The 21,127-nt window shown below is 45.5% G+C and carries 21 protein-coding genes; 8 read left to right on the top strand and 13 right to left on the bottom strand.

The features are described 5' to 3' along the window. Nucleotides 1–20: 20 nt before the first annotated feature. From ylqF to P5674_RS09050, 3 genes are all read right to left on the bottom strand, one after another. Nucleotides 21–854 (bottom strand): ribosome biogenesis GTPase YlqF, encoded by an 834-nt coding sequence (gene ylqF, locus P5674_RS09060; protein WP_006620006.1) that lies wholly within the window; start codon nt 852–854, stop codon nt 21–23. A 37-nt stretch (nt 855–891) separates the two neighbouring features. Next, on the bottom strand, nt 892–3,405 hold the full coding sequence (locus P5674_RS09055; RefSeq protein ID WP_315669939.1) for an MASE1 domain-containing protein: 2,514 nt from the start codon (nt 3,403–3,405) through the stop codon (nt 892–894). A 229-nt stretch (nt 3,406–3,634) separates the two neighbouring features. After that, entirely contained in the window at nt 3,635–4,837 is a 1,203-nt protein-coding gene (locus tag P5674_RS09050) for a phosphoglycerate kinase (RefSeq protein WP_006626244.1), read from the bottom strand. Between the two features lie 168 nt (nt 4,838–5,005). Here P5674_RS09050 and P5674_RS09045 point away from each other — a divergent pair, with 168 nt between their 5' ends. Next, nucleotides 5,006–5,419 carry a universal stress protein gene (locus tag P5674_RS09045; protein ID WP_006626245.1) on the top strand — a complete coding sequence of 138 codons (414 nt, stop codon included), beginning with the start codon at nt 5,006–5,008 and terminating at the stop codon, nt 5,417–5,419. Between the two features lie 331 nt (nt 5,420–5,750). On the opposite strand, the gene P5674_RS09040 is transcribed toward P5674_RS09045, so the two are convergent. Then, the gene (locus P5674_RS09040; protein ID WP_006626246.1) at nt 5,751–6,173 is read right to left on the bottom strand and encodes a hypothetical protein; all 423 of its coding nucleotides are present in this window, start codon (nt 6,171–6,173) and stop codon (nt 5,751–5,753) included. Between the two features lie 65 nt (nt 6,174–6,238). Between P5674_RS09040 and folD the strand changes: the two genes are divergently transcribed. The 3 genes from folD (at nt 6,239) to P5674_RS09025 (ending at nt 8,685) form a co-directional block, all read left to right on the top strand. Beyond that, the gene (folD, locus tag P5674_RS09035; RefSeq protein ID WP_315669938.1) at nt 6,239–7,099 is read left to right on the top strand and encodes a bifunctional methylenetetrahydrofolate dehydrogenase/methenyltetrahydrofolate cyclohydrolase FolD; all 861 of its coding nucleotides are present in this window, start codon (nt 6,239–6,241) and stop codon (nt 7,097–7,099) included. 154 nt (nt 7,100–7,253) lie between these two features. Beyond that, nucleotides 7,254–8,204, top strand: coding sequence for a geranylgeranyl diphosphate synthase CrtE (crtE, locus tag P5674_RS09030; protein ID WP_006620000.1), 951 nt, complete (start codon nt 7,254–7,256; stop codon nt 8,202–8,204). 25 nt (nt 8,205–8,229) lie between these two features. Next, entirely contained in the window at nt 8,230–8,685 is a 456-nt protein-coding gene (locus P5674_RS09025) for a divergent PAP2 family protein (RefSeq protein WP_006619999.1), read from the top strand. A gap of 22 nt (nt 8,686–8,707) precedes the next feature. On the opposite strand, the gene P5674_RS09020 is transcribed toward P5674_RS09025, so the two are convergent. The 3 genes from P5674_RS09020 to P5674_RS09010 form a co-directional block, all read right to left on the bottom strand. Then, nucleotides 8,708–9,373, bottom strand: a complete 666-nt coding sequence (locus P5674_RS09020) for a hypothetical protein (RefSeq protein WP_014275752.1) — start codon at nt 9,371–9,373, stop codon at nt 8,708–8,710. A 169-nt stretch (nt 9,374–9,542) separates the two neighbouring features. After that, nucleotides 9,543–9,869 (bottom strand): MgPME-cyclase complex family protein, encoded by a 327-nt coding sequence (locus tag P5674_RS09015; protein WP_014275751.1) that lies wholly within the window; start codon nt 9,867–9,869, stop codon nt 9,543–9,545. A gap of 55 nt (nt 9,870–9,924) precedes the next feature. Beyond that, complete coding sequence (locus P5674_RS09010; protein WP_006619995.1) at nt 9,925–10,638, bottom strand: pyridoxine 5'-phosphate synthase; 714 nt, start codon at nt 10,636–10,638, stop codon at nt 9,925–9,927. A 381-nt stretch (nt 10,639–11,019) separates the two neighbouring features. Here P5674_RS09010 and P5674_RS09005 point away from each other — a divergent pair, with 381 nt between their 5' ends. Together P5674_RS09005 and P5674_RS09000 are read left to right on the top strand one after the other, a co-directional pair. Beyond that, nucleotides 11,020–11,313 carry a hypothetical protein gene (locus P5674_RS09005; protein WP_006619994.1) on the top strand — a complete coding sequence of 98 codons (294 nt, stop codon included), beginning with the start codon at nt 11,020–11,022 and terminating at the stop codon, nt 11,311–11,313. A gap of 146 nt (nt 11,314–11,459) precedes the next feature. After that, a complete protein-coding gene (locus P5674_RS09000) occupies nt 11,460–12,212 on the top strand; it encodes a pentapeptide repeat-containing protein (protein WP_006619993.1) in 753 nt (250 codons plus the stop codon). Here the strand turns inward: P5674_RS09000 and P5674_RS08995 are convergent. From P5674_RS08995 to P5674_RS08975, 5 genes are all read right to left on the bottom strand, one after another. Continuing rightward, the gene (locus P5674_RS08995; RefSeq protein WP_062945801.1) at nt 12,209–12,862 is read right to left on the bottom strand and encodes a GDYXXLXY domain-containing protein; all 654 of its coding nucleotides are present in this window, start codon (nt 12,860–12,862) and stop codon (nt 12,209–12,211) included. The two genes, P5674_RS09000 and P5674_RS08995, sit on opposite strands and share 4 nt — an antisense overlap. Nucleotides 12,863–12,897: 35 nt before the next feature. Next, nucleotides 12,898–14,289, bottom strand: a complete 1,392-nt coding sequence (locus tag P5674_RS08990; RefSeq protein WP_062945800.1) for a DUF2157 domain-containing protein — start codon at nt 14,287–14,289, stop codon at nt 12,898–12,900. A 233-nt stretch (nt 14,290–14,522) separates the two neighbouring features. Beyond that, nucleotides 14,523–15,179, bottom strand: a complete 657-nt coding sequence (locus P5674_RS08985; protein ID WP_006619990.1) for a hypothetical protein — start codon at nt 15,177–15,179, stop codon at nt 14,523–14,525. Beyond that, nucleotides 15,161–15,640 carry a pantetheine-phosphate adenylyltransferase gene (gene coaD / locus P5674_RS08980; RefSeq protein ID WP_006619989.1) on the bottom strand — a complete coding sequence of 160 codons (480 nt, stop codon included), beginning with the start codon at nt 15,638–15,640 and terminating at the stop codon, nt 15,161–15,163. Before coaD ends, P5674_RS08985 begins: the two co-directional genes overlap by 19 nt. 56 nt (nt 15,641–15,696) lie before the next feature. After that, complete coding sequence (locus P5674_RS08975) at nt 15,697–16,914, bottom strand: type IV pilus twitching motility protein PilT (RefSeq protein WP_014275746.1); 1,218 nt, start codon at nt 16,912–16,914, stop codon at nt 15,697–15,699. 250 nt (nt 16,915–17,164) lie between these two features. Here P5674_RS08975 and tyrS point away from each other — a divergent pair, with 250 nt between their 5' ends. Both tyrS and pyrF read left to right on the top strand, forming a co-directional pair. After that, a complete protein-coding gene (gene tyrS / locus P5674_RS08970) occupies nt 17,165–18,412 on the top strand; it encodes a tyrosine--tRNA ligase (protein WP_014275745.1) in 1,248 nt (415 codons plus the stop codon). 139 nt (nt 18,413–18,551) lie between these two features. Further along, nucleotides 18,552–19,280 carry an orotidine-5'-phosphate decarboxylase gene (gene pyrF, locus P5674_RS08965; RefSeq protein ID WP_014275744.1) on the top strand — a complete coding sequence of 243 codons (729 nt, stop codon included), beginning with the start codon at nt 18,552–18,554 and terminating at the stop codon, nt 19,278–19,280. Nucleotides 19,281–19,300: 20 nt separating this feature from the next. Here pyrF and P5674_RS08960 read toward each other — a convergent pair whose 3' ends face one another. Further along, nucleotides 19,301–20,953, bottom strand: coding sequence for an ABC transporter ATP-binding protein (locus tag P5674_RS08960; protein ID WP_014275743.1), 1,653 nt, complete (start codon nt 20,951–20,953; stop codon nt 19,301–19,303). Between the last annotated feature and the right edge of the window lie 174 nt (nt 20,954–21,127).

The following is a 21,127-nucleotide window of genomic DNA, read 5'->3' as shown; positions in this document are numbered from 1 at the left end:
GGCAGTCAAACCGAGTAAAATCAAGATGGTGGAATTTCCAAAGCGATCGCCCCTAATAAGCCCTTGCGAAAATCATTGAGTAGCTGTCGTGCGGTGCGTTCCAAATCTCCTTGAAAGCGTTGATCAGCCAAGGCTTGTAGATAGGACTCTCCAGTTTCCGAAGCGATCGCGAGAGAATAGCGATCGGTCAATTTATCGTGAATTTGGAGATGTTGAAACAAATCAACCATACCCGCCGCCACCCGTTGGTTATCATAACCCGCCTCACCAATATCCTCACAAATCGCCAACTTGAGAGCATCCTGTTGATTTTCAATGCGGCTAGGAATAACCCCTGGCGCATCCAACAATTCAATTTGCTTAGAAATCCTGACCCACTGTAACTTGCGTGTCACCCCTGCCCGTCTAGCACTTTCTACGACTCGTCGCCCCAAAAGTCGATTAATCAAAGCCGACTTACCGACATTAGGAAATCCAATCACCCCAGCCCGGACAGGTCGGGGTAACATTCCCCGCTGCTGACGTTTTTGATTCAACTGTTCTCCGGCTTGTTTAGTAGCGCGTACTACTGCATCAACGCCATCTCCCTGTTGAGCATTAGTAAAATAGGGGATTTCCTGATGTTCCTCAAACCACTGTTGCCATTGTTGTTGTATATGGGGAGGAATCATATCTTGGCGGTTAATAATCAATAATCGTGGTTTTTGGGATACCCATTGAGATACTTTAGGGTGGTGAGTCGCCAAGGGAATGCGAGCGTCCCGAACTTCTAGGACCACATCAACTCGTTTAAGTTGTTCTGTGAGGGTACGTTCAGCTTTAGCAATATGACCGGGATACCATTGAATTGTCATGATTGGTTAATAGTAGATTAATAGTTAAGTGAAAGGTTCAAGTTGCCTCTTTTCCCTGATACATATATTGAGGTAATCGCATGGTCAAAGTTGACCCCTGGTTTAACTGACTTTCAACCCAGAGATCACCACCCATCATCTGACATAATTTATGAGTTATAGAAAGTCCCAAACCCGTGCCGCCATATTTACGGGTTGTACTTTCATCAGCTTGGGTAAAGGGACTAAAAACCGTGGCTATTTGTCGCTCATTCATGCCAATTCCGGTATCCTGAACTTGCCAAAAGATAAAGGAGATTTCTGAGAGAGTTTCTGAGGGAGATTCCGGGGAGTGATAAATGGGCAAATCGGGTAAATCTGTAGCGGGAATTAACTGTTGCCATACTCGTAAAATTACCTGTCCTTGTTCGGTGAATTTGCAGGCATTACTTAACAAATTAAGTAGGGACTGTCTGACTTTAGTTACATCAGTATACATCAAGTCCAGACCGGGAGCAACCTCTAGGGTCAATTGATTATGATTTTTTTCAGCCAAGGGTGCTATAGTGGTTTCCACTTCCCAAAGCAAGGTATTAATTTGACATTTTTCTAGGTGAAAATTAATGCGGCCAGCTTCAATCTTAGAAAAATCGATAATATCACTAATTAAGGTGAGGAGATGTTGACCCGCAACGTGGATATTTTTCAAGTCAGCCACAAAGTCATCCTGACCGATATCTTGAGCGTCTTCTTGTAGTAATTCACTGTAACCGAGAATAGCATTTAGGGGAGTGCGAAGTTCATGACTCATATTAGCTAAAAATAGGCTTTTAGCTTGGTTAGCCTGTTCGGCAGCTTCTTTAGCTCTACGGAGTTCCTCAGCCTGTTTATGTTCAGTGATATCACTAGCCAGGGTAAGCAAACAGGGGGTATTTTCTAATTGGATAGGTTCAATGGCGATTAACCAATCTCGAATTGCGCCTGATTTATGGCGGACTTCCACGGTTAAATTACTGAGGCGATCGCCATTAGTAAGTCTTTTAAAGATGGGGTTAATCTGGTCAGGATCCCACATTTGCAAATCCTCGAAAGTGCGGTCAATGACCTGTTCCCGACTCCATCCCAATTGCCGAAGAAAACTATCATTGACATCCACAAATCGCCCTTCTTGAGCAGTAGTAATAATAATGCCAATGGGACTAGCTTTAAACACTCGGGAAAACCTTTCCTCACTAGCTCTTAAAGCAATTTCAGCGCGTTTGCGCTCAGTGATATCCTGAACAGTGCTAGTAATATGGGTGGTGGTAACGATCGCCTGTTCAACCACAAATCGTTCTTGACCGTCAGGGCGTGCAATCCGATAATCTATAGAATAGGGAATTTGCTCTGAGATAGCTTGAGAAATAGCAGTTTCCACCCGGAGGCGATCGAGAGGATGGATATATTGCATAAAACTATCAATGCTGGGAGTCACCTGGTCAGGGTTAACGCCAAAAATGCGGTAAAGCTGATCAGACCAAGAACAGTTTAGTCGTCGGATATCTAATTCCCAGTGTCCTAACTTAGCAATACGTTGAGCGGTAGCCAAACTAGCTTCCCCCGAACGTAGAGATGCTTCTACTGTTTGTCGTTCTTCCACCGCACCAGCTAAAAATAAACCCGTGATAGTCATCACTAAAATAAAGGCTTGTAGAGAAAAGACCTGGGGATTTTCGTTGAGGTTGTCCATAAAAGGGCCACTACCCCGTAGGACACCCCAGACGGCAAATGTTGCTGTTAATAAGTGAGCGATCGCAGTTCCTCGCTGACCAAAACGTAGGGAAGCCCAGACTAGCAGTGGAAATGGCAGGTACTCTAGGGGGTAGTGAATAGTGAGAACGCGGGTTCTCGAACAGAATACAAACCAATTCAAAGCCGAAAATAGTACCAACCAGCTTCCTATTTCGAGATAGCTGAATAATTTAGGCAGCCATAGCTTTTTTTTGGGGTTTTTGAGAATTTCCCAGCTTTCAGGTAATAGCCAACTCCAATGATTCCCGGTTGACCCCTGCAAGTCTCTGGTCTGTTGATATTTGATATTAAATCGATTAGCCCAAGTCAGAAGTACCGGGGCTAATAGCAGAACGCCAATGGTATCTCCCAGCCACCATGTTACCCAAATATCAGCGAATGTATCGGATTTGATTTCTCCAGCGATTAATAATGCGATCGGAGTAATAGTAGAATTAATCAGACTCGAGAGGGCTCCAGCTAGAATAGCTAGTCCCAGTACATCCTTGAGGCGCGCTAAAGCCGGAGAGAAACCGATCCTTTTTAACATCAACCAACCCGCACCAGCTTCTAGGAGGGTTCCCAGAGTCCAAATTAATCCCAGATAACCGGAGTGACCGGTCAGCCAATAGTTAGAAAACAAAGCACCGAGGATAATTCCCGGCCAACATTTACCCCCCCACCAGATGAAAACCACTAAAGACCATCCCGCCGCCGGCCAGAAAATGGCTTCCATGGCATTGAGCATTAAAGTCTCAATGGTTATCCAGATTAACCCCAGATAAACCAGAAGCGCAACCATATTGATAATTAGGTAGCGTGCCAGTTTAGATCTGAGGATGTTATGGAACTGAAGCATTTTAATCCCCTCCGTTGCTTCTCCCCCACACTCAAAGAAATTAGCCTCAGTATCCTAAGACCGACTTCCCACCTCGTTTAAGATTAGGGATATCTTTAGTATAGTCGCCGATTCTGTTGGGGTAAGCGATCGCACTTACAGACTTACCCCAAAATCCTTTTACCAACGGCAATTAGGCATCATCTAAAGCCACAATACCGGGAAGTTGCTTCCCTTCGAGGAGTTCCAGACTAGCCCCACCACCTGTAGAAATGTGGCTCATCTTTTCACCCAAATTCAATTGTTCCACAGCCGCCACCGAGTCGCCGCCACCGATAATTGTAGTAGTACCGGTGCTGGTTAGTTCTGCCAAAGTTTGAGCGATCGCCCGAGTACCCGCCGCAAACTTCTCAAACTCAAACACTCCCATAGGACCATTCCAGAGGACAGTTTTGCAGTCTCCCAAGGCTTCTTGGAAAACCTTAACCGAATCAGGGCCAATATCCAATCCCATCCAACCATCAGGAATTGCTTCAACGCTAACAGTTTGAGAATCAGCATCAGCCGCAAACTTATCAGCCAAAACCACATCTGTAGGTAACAACATAGTTACCCCTTTTTCTTTCGCCTTCGCTTCCAGGGACTTAGCCAACTCCAGCTTATCTTCTTCCACCAGGGAATTACCCACACTCAGCCCCCTGGCTTTGTAGAATGTGAAAATCATGCCGCCACCCAGCAACAACTTGTCGCATTTGTCAAGTAACGCTTCAATGACACCAATTTTGCTAGATACCTTAGAACCACCAATAATCGCTGCTAGGGGACGTTGAGGGCTTTCAATCGCCCCTTGGAGGAACTGCAATTCCTTCTCAATCAAATAACCCGCCACACAGGGACTCAGATATTTAGTCACCCCTTCAGTGGAAGCATGGGCGCGGTGTGCAGTACCAAAAGCATCATTTACATACAGATCCGCTACCGAAGCCAACTGCTTGGCAAATTCCGGATCATTTTTCTCTTCGGCTGCATGGAAGCGAACATTTTCCAGTAACAGCACATCGCCATCACTCATGGCCCCCACTGCTACGGCGACTTCCTCTCCAATGCAATCGTCACATTTCTTAACGGTTTTGCCCAAAAGTTCCGACAAACGCGCCGCCACAGGAGTTAAGCGCATTGATTCAACTACTTGACCTTGGGGACGGCCAAAGTGGCTGCTCAGAATCACTTTAGCCCCTTTAGAGGTCAGATCTTGAATGGTAGGCAGAGCCGCCCGAATCCTGGTATCATCACTAATAGAGCCATTATCAAGGGGTACGTTAAAGTCAGCACGCACCAGCACTTTCTTACCGGATAGTTCTGATGCTGACAGATTTGCTACAGTTTTTTTAGCCACAGGATTAACCTCGTTGATCGTTTATTCTGGTTTAATCGAAATTAAATGGGAACGGTGAGGGTTATTGGTTAAATGGCCCCTAGGTTGTTACCAACCCGCTGGCCTACCAGCCATCAAATCGTTCACTGTAAACATTCTACCTAAGTCCGCGTCTTGGAGATGCGAGATATGTTTAAGACCGTTTTATTTGCTATAGATCAAAGTCGGGAAGCCCGCGAGGCGGCTGAAAGGGTCATTAATATTGTCCAAACCTATCAGTCTAACCTCTATCTTCTCGCTGTTGTTGAACCAAAAGAACCAGACGGGGAACCTCCCCATTCTGAACCGATGACTTCCCCTGATACGGTGAGCCAACTTTTACAGGAGGCTCATGGTATCTTCTCTAAGCTAGGGATTGATGCCAAACTCATTGAACGTGAAGGTAAACCTGCTTTTACTATCTGTGATGTGGCTGATGAGATTGATGCTGATCTGATTGTGATGGGTAGTCGCGGCACTGGACTTACAGAAGAAGGTGTTGCTGACAGTATCACTAACCGTGTGATTAATCTCTCTCCCTGTCCTGTCTTAGTTGTTCCTTAACTGATTCCCCCCCGTTGACCTATAACCTATAACCTACCTTTGACGGGGGGTTCTCCATTTCTACTAAGTTGATTTTTTAGTCAATTTTTAAAAAATGTCCCCCCAGAACAACCGAGGGGGTTGACAAGTTCCGGGAATTGATGGTATTATATTGACATATTGCTAAATAATGGAAATATATCCACAAATTTCAAAAATGCGTATATTCCCATTATTTAAAATAATATCATGAGCCGGGCAAAAAAGCTACACCCTCACCAATGAGGTCGATTTTTGTAACAATTCTTAACTGTTCGTTACAAAAGTTAACATAAGGGAGTTTGATGGTGGATTATTGATTGTCGGTGATTCTTTCCAATTCTTGAATATAGAAATCACCAATATCTAAACCGGGGAGTCCTTCGACAGTAATTTGTTCATAATTAACCTGACCCCGGATTAACATTTGTTCACCGACAGAAGGTAGAGGTTGGGTAGTAAAAACCCAGATAGTGGCGGTGGAGTCTTGAAGCTGATACGCACCAGCGCCGACAAAGGGAGCCAGGTTAGCGACAGTCCCCTCTATGTAGATTTTAGACCCAACTTTGCGCTGTTGTGCGATCGCCTCAATTTTAGTAGTTTGGCGAGTAAATTGAGTGGTAGACTCAATAATTTGGCGACAGCCAATCATCCCTGGTGTTAGGGATAGTAGAATCAAGAGAATATGGAAGCGGTTAGCAAAGCGTGGGGGTAGGACAATGGCGAATGTAGTCATTTTGTATAAAAAGGGGACAAATTTCTGGGAAGATATACTGGCTTGGAATTGTTGGATATATTGTGATGGCTAATTTATTAGACGGTAAGACAACAGCCCAAAAAATTCAATCGCAATTGAGGGAAAAAATTAAAACCCTAGAACCGCAAAGGGGACGACCTCCAGGTTTAGCAGTGTTAATGGTAGGAGATAACCCCGCCAGCGCCGTTTATGTCCGCAACAAAGAGAAATCCTGTGAACGGGTAGGAATAGCATCGTTTGGTCAACATTTCCCGGCTGATACAAGCCAGGAAGAACTTAAAGAGGCGATCGCCAATTTAAACGAAGATGATCGGGTTGATGGTATTCTAGTACAACTGCCGTTACCAGAACACCTAGACGCTGTGAGTTTGCTGTATGAGATAGCGCCGCACAAAGACGCAGACGGGTTGCACCCCATGAACTTAGGGGGATTAGTAAGAGGGGAAAAGGGGTTACGCAGTTGTACTCCAGCGGGGGTAATGCGTCTATTAGAAGAATATCAAATCCCATTAGCGGGAAAACGAGCGGTAGTGCTAGGACGGAGTATCTTAGTGGGGAAACCCATGGCTTTGATGTTACTAGAGGCTAATTGTACAGTAACTGTAGCCCACTCTCGGACGGAAAACCTAGAAGCGATCGCATCGGAAGCTGATATTCTGATAGCGGCGGTAGGTCGTCCTGAGATGGTCAAAGCCAATTATATCAAACCGGGGGCAGTAGTTATCGATGTGGGAATTAACCGCTTAGAAGATGCTAACGGAAAATCGCGGTTAGTAGGAGATGTAGACTTCCAGGCGGCTGAACCCATAGCGGGATATATTACCCCTGTACCGGGTGGCATCGGTCCGATGACTGTGGCTATGCTATTACAGAATACAGTGGACAGTTATCAGAAACGCATCTGATCGACTCGATGATCTGATTAACGGGATTCGCGATCGCGCATCGTGTCAAAAGACCCGTACAATAAAAACTGATGTTCACCCATTACTACCCTACTTGTCCCTATAAACCGCTATCAGACTGTGGCTGGTTGGGCTGTGGGGTTTGCCCCTAATTATGACAGATATCAACACTGACAGTATGGTAGTCACAGAAAACATGGATTTATCCGGGTCAGACACACCATTTGACCTATCGACTTATCTTAGCCAAAAAAAGGAATTAGTGGAAGCGGCCCTAGATGCTGCTATTACTGTCACCTACCCCGAAAAAATTTATGAGTCGATGCGCTATTCCCTTATGGCTGGGGGAAAACGGCTGCGACCTACTTTATGTTTGGCTACCTGTGAACTGCTTGGGGGTACAGTGGAAATGGCAATGCCGACAGCCTGCGCCTTAGAGATGATTCATACGATGTCTTTAATTCACGATGATCTACCAGCAATGGATAATGATGATTATCGGCGTGGGAAATTGACTAACCATAAGGTCTATGGCGATGATATTGCTATTTTAGCGGGAGATGGATTGCTCAGTTATGCTTTTGAGTTCGTGGCTACCCAAACTCAAGGTGTACCCCCAGAAAGAGTCCTACAGGTAATCGGTCGCCTGGGTCGTGCGGTGGGGGCGACTGGATTAGTGGGAGGTCAGGTGGTAGATATAGCATCGGAGGGTTTATCAGATGTATCTGAGGAAACTCTAACTTTTATCCACACCCACAAGACGGGGGCTTTATTAGAAGCCTGTGTGGTCTGTGGTGCGATTTTGGCGGGTGCTAATGAAACTGATCTCGAAAGACTGTCTCGCTATGCTAAAAATATTGGCTTGGCGTTTCAAATTGTGGATGATATTCTCGATATTACCGCACCCTCTGAGCAGTTGGGTAAAACCGCAGGTAAGGATCTGGAAGCTCAAAAGGCTACCTATCCTAGTTTGTGGGGCTTGGAAAAGTCACGGGCGAAAGCTGAACAACTGGTGGAGGAAGCTAAGGCTGAATTAGCGGCTTTTGGATACGGTGGGAAAGCTCTGGCGGCGATCGCTGATTTTATTACCTATCGCAGTCACTAACTGTTAAAGCGAGGTGTTCAACCCCATGCAAGAATTTGGTCACATATTGGACAACCGGGTGCTGTTAGTGGCACTGTTTGCTTGTCTGTTCGCCCAAGCCTCTAAACTGGCGATCGAATTGATACAGCATGGAAAAATTAATCTGCGGGTTCTGGTAACTACTGGGGGAATGCCTAGTTCTCACTCAGCCTTTGTGGGTGCTTTAGCCGCCAGCGTCGGTCAGGTGATCGGGTGGGGTAGCCCGGAGTTTGCGATCGCTGTGGTATTTGCTATTATTGTTATGTATGATGCGGCGGGTGTCCGCCAGGCGGCAGGTAAACAAGCCCGCATTCTTAATCAGATTATGGACGAGTTATTCCAAGAGCATCCCCAATTTAATGAGGACCGCCTCAAGGAATTACTCGGACATACCCCTTTTCAGGTGATTGTTGGCTTGAGTTTGGGAATAGCGATCGCAGCTTTAGCAGAACTTACCTATTAACTGGTTTACCTATGGGAGTGCTTTAATCTCCAATAGCTAAGTTAGGTCGCTCGATTTTAACCCGACTGCTATCCACCATGATTGACCAAAATCCCTGATCATTAAGGCGGCGGAAAACTTCCATGGCACTATTAGGCTCGGCGGTATGTTCTACCAGTAAATAGAAACGCCGATTATAGGAAACTATGGGAATTCTTCTCCCCATAGTTGCCTCAAGTCTAGCCGCAATTTCTGGCTGATTGAAATAGTCTACCATGATCGCATAACCCATGCCTAGGGGTTGACTACCCAAATCACTGCTAGGACCAGAAGGACCGACAGGGGGACGTGGTTCGGGTCGTTGACTAGGTACATCAGATTTAACTACATGGGTGGATAAACCGGCTGTTTCCTTGAAATAAGCCGCCCAGTCTTCGGCAATTAGCACGTCATCAAAACCGCCAACTCTGGTGACAATATCATTGAGATAGCGACACACCTGGCTTTCTATATTACTAGGTAGGACTTGACGGGCTAGTGCTTGTGTCTCGGAGGTGTTGCTAATGATTAATAGCAAATACTCACCTGGTCGAGGGGGAACACAGGAGGCTTGACCAAAGCTGGGTTTAGCACTGAAACCTATGGTAAGCAGAACCACCCCTACAGAACTAATCCTAGTTAACCATCGCCTCAACCTAACTTTAACCATAGTTTTAACAACTTTTGCGATCGATTTTGCAGCTATTGTACCCGAATTGCAATTTTCTGAGCCTAGGGGCGAGTTCTTTGGTCAATCGGTATTTTCACCAGATTATCTGAGAACCCGCCCGTACAGCCTGAAATAGTAGTATATGGAGCGACACCGATAATCAGGATTTTTAGCCAGCAGTAGCCAGAGATGCGATCGCATCAGGGATAGTAGCTGAAGGCGCTTCAAATTGTCCGGTAATCACGTGCTCAAGTCGCAATTTCAGCCAAGTAATAAACTGAGGGTTGGTAGAAACCAACGCCGCCGCTGGTTTAGGGCATTTAGCTTTCACTTCGGCCATTTCCGGCGCTTCTAAAAATCCTGGCTCAATGACTAACCAAAAATCGATCTCTTTTTCCTGTTCTTGATAATTGCGCCGACGTTCTTTGAGGACTTCCTCAATAGGTTCCTCGATCACAAAGTCTTTACTAGCTAGGACGTAATGATAAGTTGGCATTTTTGGGTTACCTACAATTAACTACAGAACAACTGGGCTGGTTCTAACTTCCCGGTTAACTCAGGATAGCGTGTTTCATTTCCCGCACGGCTTTATCTAAACCGACAAGAACTGCCCGACTTATTATTGTATGACCAATGTTGAGTTCTTCCATACCTTCTAGCCTGGCTACAGGTTGCACATTCCAATAAGTTAAGCCGTGACCGGCATTAACTCGCAGTCCGGCTTCTAGGGCTAATTTACATCCTTGGGCTAAAATATCGAGTTCCTTTTGCTGTTGGACTCCCTTGGCTTCGCAGTAACAACCTGTATGTAGTTCGATGAATTGGGCTTTAACTGTGGCTGAGGCTTCGATTTGGGCGGGGTTAGGATCGATAAATAAACTTACGGGGATTCCTGCATCTTGCAGGGTGCTGACTACTTCTGACATCCGCTGTAGTTGACCCAGGATATCTAATCCTCCTTCGGTGGTGACTTCTTCCCGGCGTTCGGGTACTAGGGTTATGTAGTCGGGTTTAATATCTAGGGCGATCGCTACCATTTCGTCTGTGGCAGCCATTTCCAGGTTTAGGTGAGTTCTCACGGTTTCCCGTAACAGTCGCACATCTCTATCTTGGATATGACGGCGATCTTCGCGCAAGTGTACTGTAATCCCGTCGGCTCCGGCTAGTTCTGCGATCGCAGCCGCTGCTACTGGGTCGGGTTCCACTGTCCGGCGGGCTTGTCTAATTGTGGCAATGTGGTCAATATTTACACCGAGAGTGGGCATAGTTCTTTTGATCAAATCTTAGACCACAACAGTTTGACATATTCATGGGAACTGTGAACGGTTAATTATTACAGCCCTTGCCAGAGAGGAAAACCAGAGTATTGACAAAATCGACATTATGTGTATATGAGTGTGGGAGAGAAATATGGTGGTAACATTACAGCTTGTTCACCAGTGGCTTAATACATTGCCCTCACCCTAAATCCCTTTCCCAGAGAGGGAGAGGGACTCTGAGAGGTGATCAGATGATGATTTCTGAACAGGCTGATAGGTGCGTATCTGTGGGTAAATAATGCCGAATGGGGCTTAGTATAGATTATTAATAGGGAGTGGGTTATCAATATTGTGAATCTGGGGAACTTTAGGAAACTGCATAGCACGATGGCTCCGATTGTGATGCTACCGCTATTTATCACAGTATTTACGGGGGTAGCTTACCGATTGGGGAAAAGTTGGTTTGGGTTATCAAGAGACCAAGTACATTTTTTAATGGTGATTCATGAAGGGGAATATTTAGGGCAAACCTTAGAGCCGGTGTATGTGCTATTAAATGGCTTAGGTTTACTGTGGATGCTGATAACGGGGTTAACAATGGTGTTTCAAAATATGAAGCGATCGCGGTGGTTTAGGAATCTGCAAGGAAAAAAACAGGCTTCATCCCAATCGCCAGAATAAATGGGTGATTTGTGTTTGGGGACTCAAAAACCTTCAACTTTCCTCAATATCTGTTAGGCGATCGCATGAGCTAGAATAATTTAAGCCGGAAATGGCGATCGCCCATTTCTAGGGTACGACCTTCTAGGGGGGGGTAAACCTTGACCATGACACCAAGTGAGTTGAACCACTGTTATAGGGTCCTTGAATTGCAACCCGGTGCTTCCCTGGAGGTTGTGGATAGGGCTTATAAAGATTTAGCATTTATCTGGCATCCCGATCGCATTCCAGAAGATAACCAACGGCTGCGACAGTTAGCCGAAGATAAACTGAAGGAAATTAACCAGGCGCGCGATAAGTTGCGATCGCTGTTGAGGTCTAATAAAACGAAAACGCCGAAAGCGACCCCCAGACCTGAGTATGCTGGGGCTAAACGTCAGACCCAGACCAGCCACAACACGAACTCATATTATACCTACCGCGCCGCCACTCCCCCCCACCGTCCCCCCAAACAGGAGTATCAGTCATCACCAGCTTATCAGCGTCCATCCTATTCTGATTTGACTAACGCTGATTTTCGTGGGGCGAACCTGAAGGAAAGAGATTTGTCGGGGCGGAATTTGAGTGGGGCAGATCTCAGTTATGCTGATCTGACTGATTGTTTTTTACATAAAGTTAACTTGAGTGGGGCTTGTTTACATCGGGCTAATTTATTCAGGGCTAATTTTTTGCAGGCGAATCTGAGTTACGCTAACCTTCAGGAGGCTAACCTAATTGGTGCTGATTTAAGTGGTGCTGATTTGCGAGGGGCTAATTTAACGGGGGCGAAAGTGGGATATAGCGATCGCTTAATGGTGAAACTAACCGGGGCTAATTTGGCTGGAGCTATTTTACCAGATGGCACTATTCATCCGGGTTAAAATTGATAGCTGCGATCGCTCACCCACAAACGCAGGGGAATTGCATTTCCCCGGGAGTCTACTTTGACTTCAACCACAAAAGACTCCGGATCGCGACTTTGAGCGCGGTTAATGTTCTCGTTAACCTCTAAGCGCTGATTTTCGGGCATATAGTAGGTTTCCAGACCATATTTTACACCCCAGCCATCACCTGTACCTCGAATGGCGATCTGATTTTGGGGTAAATTATCAGGACGCTGGTGGCTAACTGCTACGGGTCGCCAAGGAAGGGGGCGATCGCCTTCTGGTTGTTCTTGGGGTTTTTCTAGGATTACATAAACGGTATCACCATCGAGGATATAATTCCTCTCCAAATTGATACCGGAACCGGGGAGGTCTCGGAGGGTACTAGGTTGAGAAATTTCATAACTGAGAATTTGATAATACCCTCGCAAGAAATCATAGGGGTCAACGGGAGCTGTTTGCAAAACTACAGTTGTTCCAGTAATATATGTGTAAAAAGCCTGAGCCGGAATTGACGTTACCAATGCTACCTGACACAATAGGGGAGCCAGAAATCGCCATAGGGGTAAGCGAGGTTGACGGCTATTTACGGAAGCCGGAACGATAACTGAGGGTTGGGCGGATGGGATTTTGTTAGTGTTAACCATAACTGTTACCTGACTATTAGAGATTTGATGTAAAATTAGGATCTGGAATTAGGTAAATTTGAACGAGATAGATTTTTTTCAAACCATAAACCAGCGATAATTACAGCAATTCCACACAGGACTAAAACTAAGGCTTTCAGGAGTAATTCTGTTTCGTATTCAAACATTCGGCTGATAATTTGGAGGACTAATAGTACCATACCGTACCAAAAGGCACTCCGATTGCCTTTGAGGAGTCCTAAGCGAACTGTGACCGCCCCCAATAGAAACATTTGTAGATTGAAAATTAAGGTGGCTATGGTGGAAATTTGCGCTATTGATATATGCCAAAAAGTGACTAGACCAGTGATGATAATCATGGCACTAATGGCGGTGGTATAGGCATTTACACCCCAATATCTTTGGCTACCATGAGGCTTAATTATCTGGAACCATTGCCAGAGGGATATGACGACAAAAGCCAGGATATTAATTAGCATTATATTGGAGTTTTCTGGAGTATCTCGATAAGTCCAGAAATCAAAGTTGTTCCAAACGTCGAAAAATGAAAATATGAAGCATAAAACTCCTAAGTAAAAAATGGCTAAACTATGAGCGATCGCTTGAAAAGGCTGACCATGGACATGGGGCCATTGACTATCTCGATAAGACCATAACCAAGTGGGGATTAAAATTAAGCTGATAGCAACCCAAATTCTGGTTATGGAGTCGTAGGAAATCAATCTTTCGGTAATGACTAATAATGGGATAGCGATCGCCAGCAGGGTCATGAAAAAAACGACACGGGATTGACACCAATAGGCTAGGGGTAGAAATAAAATAGCAGATGCGATCGGCATATATTGGAGCAAAATATCAATGGCCGATAAATTCCTGGCTGATAGGGCTATACCGATGCCCTGAAAGTATCCTAAGCCCAACAGAATTATGGCTAAAACCGATAGAGAGCGCAATTTTAAGCTATAAGCCATAATCAGCACACCTAGCCCCCAAACGACATATAATCCGTATGGGGAACCGCCTATATGAAACATCTGGGCCAGCAGTGCTATATTTGCTCCCAAAGACAATGCGCCAGCCATTAGGAGTCCCTGTCCGAGGCGTTGTTTAGATTCTGATGTGGGATGTTGCCACAGGTAAAACCCGCCAGCATTAAATCCCATGAGGACTGATAGGAGCAACAAAACCCGCATATATCGGGGCCATTGTTGCCAGTTAGCTGCGACAAAGGTAATCACGCCTAATCCCAAGAGGATACCACCACCTAGGATGAGAATGATCACAAACCGATTACTGGCGGCGGTTTCGAGGCTATTAAACTGATAGCGATCGGCTAACTGTTGATAAAGTTCATCATCAACCAAGCCTTCTGCTTTCCACAGTCGAGCTTCCTGTCGTAATTGGCGACGAAACTTTTCTGAAATCATCGATTGAAAGCCTATGTTCAGATAGGTTCAGTTTGGCTTGATGTTCAGATGTTGGTAAAATGGTTTATGCCACATTCTCAACTGTCTCTGTTGAAAAAAAGCAGCGAATGAGGGGAGGAGTAGGGAAGCGGAAAGAAGAGTGTAGAGACAAGTGAGGCCTCATGTAAGGTGTAGCTTGTCTCTGGGGTTAGGGGCTATTTTCGTGTGAGTTGTTGCCTCTTTAAGGTTTTTCATTAGTAAAGAGGGGGACGTTGAGACTCGTTAATTTGCAACTGTTCGCGACCATTGCGGATAATCCTTACCATGTCGCTCAGTTCATGCTCAATTTTAGCTAGGACATGATCAGCGTACTCGTCGGCTCCGGTTTGGATATCATTACACTCAGTTAAGATCCGATTTCGCATAGCATCAAGTTCCTGTTGAGCCTGATAGCGAATTTGTTCAACTTCGGCGAGAGTTTGTTGCTGTAAGGCTTCACACTCTATCTGGACTTGTTGTCTAAGGCGATCGGCTTCTTCGGTCGCTCGTTGAACAATACCAGTTTCATTAAAAAGTTGAGTAGCTCTTTGTTCAGCATTCTGTAGGATAGAGGCTGCATATTCTTCAGCTTCCTGGAGAATTTCATCTTTATGACGAACAATAATATCAGCTTCCTGAAAAGCACTCGGAAGGTTTAAGCGGATCAGATCCAGTTGATCGAGCAACTGTTCCTCGTCCACAAGAGTGCGTCGAGTCAGGGGAATGCGAGGACTGTCAAGAATCATTTCTTCGAGTCGGTTAAGTTCCCGCTGAATATCTATACCAGGCGAAGCGCTAGGAGTCGGTTCGCCGTTAGTGACAAGTCCGTTAGGATTAGATTCAATTCTGGGGGTTAATTCCTGGCGTAACATCTATTAATATCTATAGCGACGTGGTTGGGAACAAGATGATCGACTGAACCGCCAAACTTGGCGATCTCCTTAACGACACTGCTTGATAAAAAGCTATATTCGTTGGAGGTTGCCAAGAAAACTGTCTCGATTGTATCAGACAGGGTTTTATTAGTGTGAGCCATTTGCAGTTCCATCTCAAAATCGGACAGAACCCGCAAGCCTCGCAATAGGACCTGTGCCTTTCTCTGTTTGGCATAGTCTACGGTGAGACCCTCAAAACTGGCAACCTCGACATTATCCAAATGGGAGATAGATTGCCGAATTTGAATCAGGCGTTGTTCGACTGTAAACAGAGGAGTCTTGCTGGGGTTGCGTAGGACGGCGACAATCACCCATTCAAACAGATGGGAACCTCGCTCAATTATATCAATATGTCCAAAGGTAACTGGGTCAAAACTGCCTGGATATATAGCAATCACAATAGATTATAGTTATCTTGAAGTTTTACCAGAGATTACCTTAAACTGTTTGATGGTTAAAACAAACTTTTTCCCTGACGGAATTCCCGGGCTACCCCAGAGGAGTCAAGGCCAGCCATACGGAACCGGCGATCTAAATCGGCAGAATCGGGGGAGGATTTTTCGGCTTCTTCCATGGTAATGCGTCCTAGGGTGACTTGCTCGAAAATAGCCTGGTTAATGAGTTGCATTCCTTCATAGGTGTCATTTTCCATGAGGTGAGTTGCACTTTCCTCGTCCCCTTTAAGCAGATAGTCTTTCATGGCGGGGGTATTAACTAGGATATCGTGAACTGCCGTCCTTTTGTTATCGACTGTGGGAATTAATAATTGAGCAATTATGGCGACTAGGGAATCACAGATCTGAATCCTGACGGCTGGCTGTTCGTCTACGTTGTAGAGGTTTAAGAGTCGGTTGACTGAGTTGATGGCGTTGCGAGTGTGGAGGGTTCCCAGGACTAGGTGACCGGTTTGGGATGCTTGGAGGGCAGTATTAACTGTGGTGCGATCGCGCATTTCCCCAATCAGAATCACATCTGGGTCTTCCCGCAAAACAGCACGGAGGGCATGATGAAATTCTAGGGTATGTAATCCGACTTCCCTTTGAGAGATTAAGCATTGTCGGGAAGCATGGACAAATTCAATGGGGTCTTCAATGGTGACAATGTGCTTGCGAGCGGTTTCATTGAGATAACGTAACATGGCAGCGAGGGTGGTGGATTTACCAGAACCCGTTGGACCTGTGACTAAAATTAACCCCTGGGGATAGCTAATAATGTTTTTGAGAACTTCTGGTAATCTCAATTCATCAATACTAGGAATTTTTAAGTTAATTAGTCGCAGTACCATGGCTCCCCCGGTCAGAGAGTCAAAGCAGTTAACGCGACACCGGACTATACCAGGATAAAAAATAGCTGTATCTAGTTCTTTCATTTCGGCAAATTGTTGCCTTTGGTGGGGGGTAAGAATCTCACTGAGATACTGCTCAAATATTTCTGGGGTGACTTTGACTTGATCTTTGATTCTTACCATTTCCCCCTGAATCCTATATCGGGTAGTATGTCCAACTCGAATATGAATATCGGAGGCTTTTTTGACAAAGGCATCCTTAACCATATCCTTAATAGAGTTACTGGGGGAAACAGTGGTGGTTGATTGTGGCTGTTTGGAACGGGAGGCTACGGTCTTCCTTGGGGGAAGATTTTGAGAAGATGGTGACTGAGTTGAATTAGTCATAAGGTGAGTTTTCCTGGGTTGGTATCTGTTGATCATTGTGGCACAGGCTTAACCGCAGTTGCAGTTGAGAAGAGAGGGAAATTCATTATTTGACGGAGTTAGGACTTCGATCGCCTGATGCTTGGGAATTGAGGGTTGACAGGAGAACCCACGCGGAGGGGATTATCGATGTTCTGTTGAAACTGAACCGGAAAATGATAGGATGGTTTGAGGTATGCTAACCTAACATCTGCTCAGGTTTCGATTTTTTATGATTGTGAGTCAACCAGCCCTAGAGACTTCTGCGGGAGTTTCTTTACAAAATTTTCCTAGACTGCGCCGGGGGGTTACTGATATTTTCCCGGAATTGGCTAATTCTGACAACCCAGAGGAGAATTTGGGTCGGCGGTTGGCTCTCAGTAGCGGCCCACTTAGGATTAAGTTAGGTATCGACCCGACTGGGTCGGATATTCACCTGGGACATAGTATCATTTTTAGGAAGTTGCGGGCTTTCCAAGACGCGGGACATACGGCGGTTCTAATTATTGGAGATTTTACGGCGCGCATTGGTGATCCTACTGGGAAATCTGAGGTTCGTCGTCAGCTAACTCCTGAGCAAGTTGAAAAAAATGCCCAAACATATCTCGACCAACTGCGCCCGATTTTAGATTTTGATACGCCTGGACGTTTGGAAATTCGTCGTAATTCTGAATGGTTATCTAAGTTGGATCTGGCTAAAACTTTGGATTTGCTGTCTCGGATGACGGTGGGACAAATGTTGGCTAAGGAGGGTTTTTCGCTGCGCTTTGAGCAGGAAAATCCTATTTATTTGCATGAGTTTCTCTATCCGTTAATGCAGGGTTATGATTCGGTGGCGGTTCAGGCTGACGTGGAGTTGGGAGGAACGGATCAAAAGTTTAATCTGGCTGTGGGAAGGGATTTACAGCGCTATTTTGGACAGACACCTCAGTTCGGTTTACTAATGCCTATTTTGATTGGGACTGATGGGGTGCAGAAAATGTCTAAGTCTCTGGGTAATTATGTGGGACTGTCGGAGGATGCTTTGACTATGTACTCAAAATTGGAGAAGGTTCCTGATAGTTTGATTGAGCAATATTTTGAGTTGCTAACTGATTACCCGTTGGCTGAATTGCCGGAAAATCCTCGCGATCGCCAAAAGTTACTCGCCCTAGATATAGTAACTCAATACCACGGAGAAGCGGCGGCTTTGGCGGCTCAAAATGCGGCTTTAAATTTGGTACAAGGAGATGCAACTAGGGCGGAGGCTGTACCGGAATTTTCTCTGTCAGAGGTGGAGTTTCCGGCTAAGTTATTCTATATTCTTTCGGCTAGTGGACTGTGTAAAAGTGGCAGCGAGGCGAGGCGACAAATTGCGGGAGGTGCTGTGAAAATAGATGGCGATCGCATTGAGGATGATAATTTAGTTGTGGCTTCTGCTGAAGAGGTGAAAGGACGAGTTTTACAAGTAGGCAAAAAGAAATTTATCCGGCTGGTGTAAATGGGTTTTCCCATGATTGATTAATTGTTAATTATCCTGATGTGAAATCGGGATAATGTCTAATCAAGAAAGTGCCGATTTTATCGGACTGATATTAACTGTAAAGTTTGCTAATTTACTACCCCAAAATATACCCAATATGACGATAGATAAAGTTATTGTTCCCCTAGATGTTTCCAGTCAAGCTGATGCGATCGCATTAATTGAAACCCTGCCACAAGTAACCTTTTGGAAAGTGGGTTTAGAACTGTTTGTCAGTTGTGGTCCGCAAATTTTAAAACAACTCAAACAGCGCAATAAGCGGATATTTTTAGATCTGAAATTCCATGATATACCGAATACGGTAGCCGGAGCCTGTCGCGCCGCCGCTCGCTATGGTGTAGACTTAATTACGATTCACGCGACGGCTGGAAAAGTCGCCCTAAAAGCTGCTCAGTCGGCGGCGGAAATGGGAGCTAATGAGGCGGGTGTACCCGTGCCTAAATTAATCGCGATTAGCCTGTTAACGAGCCTTAACGCCAGGGAATTAGCCTTAGACCTCAAAATTCCCCTAGAACTGCCAGAGTATGCGTTACAGATGGCATTATTAGGGCAAGAGTGTGGTTTGGCGGGGGCGGTGTGTTCGCCGCAGGAGGTGGCACAACTACGGCGGACTTGTGGGGATGATTTTCTGTTGGTGTGTCCTGGGGTGCGTCCGAGTTGGGCATCTAAGGGGGATCAAAAGCGATCGCTTACTCCTTCTGAGGCTTTAAAAGCGGGTGCTAATTATTTAGTAATTGGACGACCTATTACTGAGGCGAATAACCCTATGACGGCGTTAAAGCTAATTTCGCAAGAGTTAGACGCAGCGGAGAAGATAGTCAAATAGATGGATGGTTAATATTAGAACTAAATTACCATTTTGGTGAGCAAAGGAGCGGCGCTGAGAAGGGTTTGGGTGTAGGGATGCTGAGGATGTTTAAAAATCTGCTCAGTGTTTCCTATTTCGACAATTTTACCAGCGTTCATAACGGCAATGCGATCGCACAAAAATCTAGCGACCCATAAATCATGGGTAATAAATAAATAGGTGAGATTAAAGTCTCGCTTGAGTTCCAACATTAACTGTAATACTTGAGCCTGAACACTAGCATCAAGCATACTAACAGGCTCATCACAGATTACCAGTTTCGGGCGAGTAATTAAAGCACGAGCAATGGCTACCCGTTGCTGTTGTCCTCCTGACAGTTGTTTAGGATAGCGGTTATAAAACTCCTCTACGGGAGTCAAACCCACGCGATCGAGCATTTCTAATACCCAGCGTTTGGCTTGGGGTGGTTTTGCCATTTTATGAATTAACAGTGGGTCAGCAATAGCTCGACCAATGGTCATCATGGGATTTAAACAAGCATTAGGATCTTGAAATATCATTTGGATATCGCGACGCTGTGAGCGCACTTGTCGCACTGACATAGCGGTTAAATCTTGACCCTCAAATTTGACTGTACCAGCGGTGGCGCGAACTAACTGTAAAATGGTACGCGAGAGGGTACTTTTACCGCAGCCGGACTCTCCAACTAAACCGAAAATTTCACCAGGAGACAACTCGAAACTCACGCCATCAACGGCTTTGATTAATTGCTTGTTTTTAGTGAATATTTGTTCAATAATGCCGGATTCTAAACTATAATGCTGTTGGAGATTTTCAATTTGCAGAAGTGGCTGTGATGGGTTAGTCTGTGTCTGTTGTTCGGGAGTATTGGGTTCTGGTGGCTGTTGAGAAGTTCCATGAACGTGGAGAGCAGATTCTAGGAGCGATCGCGTATATTGATGTTGGGGGTATTGTAGAACGGTGCGGCTATCTCCGACTTCGACAATTTTACCTTGATACATAACCGCAATGCGATCGCAATACTCTCCCACCATGGCTAAATCATGGGAAATTAATAGGATAGCGGTTCCGCGTTCACGACATAACCGGGTGAGTTCCTGTAAAATCTGTGCTGATACTGTGACATCTAAACTGGTGGTAGGTTCATCAGCTACAATTAACTTTGGGTTTAACAATAGGGCTAATGCGATCGCCACCCGTTGACGCATTCCGCCACTAAACTCATGGGGATATTGAGACCAGCGTTGGGGTTGAATTTGGACAGCTTCCAAAGTAGCGATCGCCCTTTCTTTCGCCTGAGACCGGGACAATTCTAGTTCATGAGCCTTTAAAGTTTCAATACAATGTTCCCCAATAGTCATCAACGGATCAAGGCGGGTCATGGGGTCTTGAAACACTAAGGCGATCGCCTCCCCCCGAAACTGTCGCAATTCCTTGTCGTTAAGGTCAAAAACCGATTGTCCGCCAAATGTGACTTGACCTTGAATAAGACTCGACTCTGGAAGTAAGCGCATAGCAGCGCGTCCCAAAGTAGACTTACCGCAGCCAGACTCACCGACAAGTCCCAAACGTTCCCCCGGTTTGAGGGTTAGGGAAACATCATCTACGACCCAAGAGGGTGATTTATTCTGACTGGGATAAGCTACTCGCAGGTTTTCGATGGTAAACATGAAATTAAAGTTCCGAAGTTAGCCAGAAGCTGCCACCATAGGACAAGTTGTTATATCATATCAACTCTGCTGAAATAGTTATCAATTATCTGGTTACGGGGAGGCGATCGTCAGCCTTCACCTCGTAGGGTGCGTCAGAGCCGGTAAATAGAGATACTACCCGGAGCATCGACA

Source organism: Limnospira sp. PMC 289.06, assembly GCF_032350395.1.
GTDB lineage: Bacteria > Cyanobacteriota > Cyanobacteriia > Cyanobacteriales > Microcoleaceae > Limnospira > Limnospira platensis.
The sequence above is the reverse complement of the archived record's forward strand: the minus strand, read 5'-3'. Positions and strand labels throughout refer to the sequence as shown.